This is a genomic window from Arthrobacter sp. Hiyo1 (assembly GCF_001263615.2).
Classification (GTDB): domain Bacteria; phylum Actinomycetota; class Actinomycetes; order Actinomycetales; family Micrococcaceae; genus Arthrobacter.
This window is the reverse complement of the sequence record NZ_DF952470.1, coordinates 15,306-17,804: the sequence shown is the minus strand read 5'-3', so window position 1 is coordinate 17,804 and position 2,499 is coordinate 15,306. Positions and strand designations below refer to the sequence as shown.

2 protein-coding genes and 1 pseudogene are annotated in these 2,499 nt (G+C 64.7%); 2 read left to right on the top strand and 1 reads right to left on the bottom strand.

Features of this window, described 5'->3' with window-relative positions:
- The first annotated feature begins 292 nt into the window (after positions 1-292).
- Complete coding sequence (gene disA / locus AHiyo1_RS09050) at positions 293-1,369, top strand: DNA integrity scanning diadenylate cyclase DisA (RefSeq protein WP_059388344.1); 1,077 nt, start codon at positions 293-295, stop codon at positions 1,367-1,369.
- Here disA and AHiyo1_RS09045 read toward each other — a convergent pair.
- On the bottom strand, positions 1,366-1,938 hold the full coding sequence (locus AHiyo1_RS09045) for a hypothetical protein (protein ID WP_340639304.1): 573 nt from the start codon (positions 1,936-1,938) through the stop codon (positions 1,366-1,368). The two genes, disA and AHiyo1_RS09045, sit on opposite strands and share 4 nt — an antisense overlap.
- Positions 1,939-2,247: 309 nt before the next feature.
- On the opposite strand from AHiyo1_RS09045, the pseudogene AHiyo1_RS09040 reads away from it, so the two are divergent.
- Positions 2,248-2,499, top strand: a pseudogene (locus AHiyo1_RS09040) (A/G-specific adenine glycosylase); the annotation flags it as partial.

The window sequence follows — 2,499 nt, the reverse complement described above, 5'->3', positions numbered from 1 at the left end:
CTGCAGAGTGTGCGGCGCGACCTTGAGCGACTCGCGCGCCTTCGGACGGCTCCATGACGGTCCCGGGGACCGAGCCCAAAGCGGCGGTCCGGCGACCGCCGTCGAGCGCGTTTCCGGGGCCTCGTCACCTAACCTTCTTTGGGGCACTTTAAGGCTTGCCCGTGCGGTTGTTGCCGGTCTATACCTCTATCATTGAGCTTGCGGGAAACATGGCATTTTGATCCCGCCGACTTATTGCTGAAAACCGGCACACTTGCGGGCGCGCCTGCGTGCACCTTTGAAGGGAACACCTATGGCTCGGAGCCCCGAAGATTCGCTCAAGGCGACTCTGGGCAGGGTGGCCCCCGGAACACCGTTGCGCGACGGCCTGGAACGCATCCTCCGTGGGCGCACCGGTGCCCTGATTGTGTTGGGCACGGACCGGACCATCGAATCCATCTGTTCAGGCGGCTTTGAAATCGGCATCGATTTCTCCCCGACGCGACTGCGTGAGCTCGCGAAGATGGACGGTGCCATCATCTGCGACAAAGACGCCGGGAATATCCTTCGTGCAGCAGTACAGCTTGTGCCGGACTCCAGCATCGAGACCCAGGAATCAGGAACGCGTCACAGGACGGCCGAGCGCGTAGCCATCCAGACAGGTGTTCCGGTGATTTCGGTCAGCCAGTCCATGCAGATCATCGCCCTCTACGTCAACGGCCTGCGGCACGTGCTGGAGGGCTCCGAGAAGGTCCTGGCCCGCGCCAACCAGGCTCTCGCAACCCTCGAACGCTACAGCGCCCGATTGGACCAGGTCACCAGCGCCCTGTCGGCCCTCGAAATCGAGGCCATGGTCACCGTCCGGGATGTGGCGGTCACCCTCCAGCGCCAGGAAATGGTCCGGCGCATCGCCGAGGAAATCGCCCAGTATGTCCTGGAACTGGGTGAGGACGGCAGGCTGCTCTCGCTGCAGTTGGAAGAGCTCACCACCGGCCGCGGCCCGGGCAGCGACGTGATCATCCGGGACTACGCCGGTGCCGACGCTTCGCCCGAGGACATCGACGGCGCTGTGCAGGCCCTTTTGGATCTTGGCCCGGCGGAGCTGATCGACCTGGGCAAGATCGCCGGAATCATCGGTTTCGCCGGAGGCATGGACGTGCTCGACGCCGGTGTGCAGCCGCGCGGCTACCGCCTCTTGTCCGGGCTGAAGTCGGTTCCGAAAGCCGTGGCCGACCGTTTGGTGGAGCACTTCGGCGGACTCCAGTACCTCATGGCCGCCACTATCGACGATCTCATGACCGTAGACGGCATCGGCGACCAGCGCGCCCGGACTGTCCGTGAAGGGCTCAGCCGCATGGCCGAAGCCAGCCTGCTGGACAGGTTCCTCTAGCCGAGCTGGAACACGGCTTTCGTGCTCGCTTTGTTTCCCAAGACGGCTTTGAACGTGTAGGTGCCGGTGGCCGGCTTGGCCGAGATGACGCCACAACCCTCCGTCGTCCGGTTGCGTTGCCAGGGGAAGTTGGCGATCTCGCTCTTGCCCGGATCGATCTGCTTCACGAGGTCATCGCCCTTCGCTTGGCAGTCCTTGGAGGAGAAGATCCGGTCCTCGCCGCTCATTACCAGGAACTCCATCTGCGACGTGCCTACGTTGACCTGGCACGGCGCTGCTCCGCCGTTGGTGATCTTCATGCTCAACACGGGGTTCTGTCCGGCCGCATAAGCGGGCTGGTCCGTGGACGCCGTTACCGTCACAAGGTTGAGGTCGCACACAGGAGTGGCCGTGGGTGTCGTGGTAGCCGCGATGGGATCCGTCGATGGCGTCTGGCTCGCAGGAGCGGCTCCCACGGCTTGGGTCTTGGCTGCGCCGGGATCAGCCTTGCCTGCAAGGGATGAACTCATGGCAACGACCCCGGCAACGAGCATCGCCAGGACCACCAGGAGGGCACCGAAGACAACCAACCTCCGACGCCGGTAAACGGCAGGGCTTGTCCGCCGCCTTTGGGGCCCGACCCCATTCGCGGAACGGCTTGCTCCTGCGGTCCGGGCAGGGCTTTTTGCCGACGGCGACGTGCGCGCCCTCGGCGGTTGCTTGCCCTTGTTGACCATGCTTCTAGGCTAGGCAACGCAAGGCCCGGATGGCACCGCACCACGCCGCCGGGGCCTGATCGGGGCCAGTATGACCTACGTCATTCCGGGCCGGCTCCACTACAGTGGATGGCAGGAATCGGCCGCCAACAGGGCCCGCCACGAACCGCAGCAAGGATCTTCATGTCACTGCCCGGCTCCGCCGAGATTGCCAGCGCCGCTGAACTTGCCGGCACCCCTCACCTCACGGACTTGCACCACTCCATGGACCGTTGGTTCTCCGAGGTGGCCCGCGTATTGCCGTGGAGGGCCCCGGACTGCAGTCCATGGGGAATCCTGGTCAGCGAGGTGATGCTGCAGCAGACTCCGGTGGTTCGCGTCCTGCCGGTGTGGGAAGACTGGATGGATCGCTGGCCGGAACCTGCGGACCTCGCG

What these genes read in the sequence shown, in the direction of transcription:
- disA (WP_059388344.1), top strand. Translation starts at nt 293, where the DNA reads ATGGCTCGGAGCCCCGAAGATTCGCTCAAGGCGACTCTGGGCAGGGTG.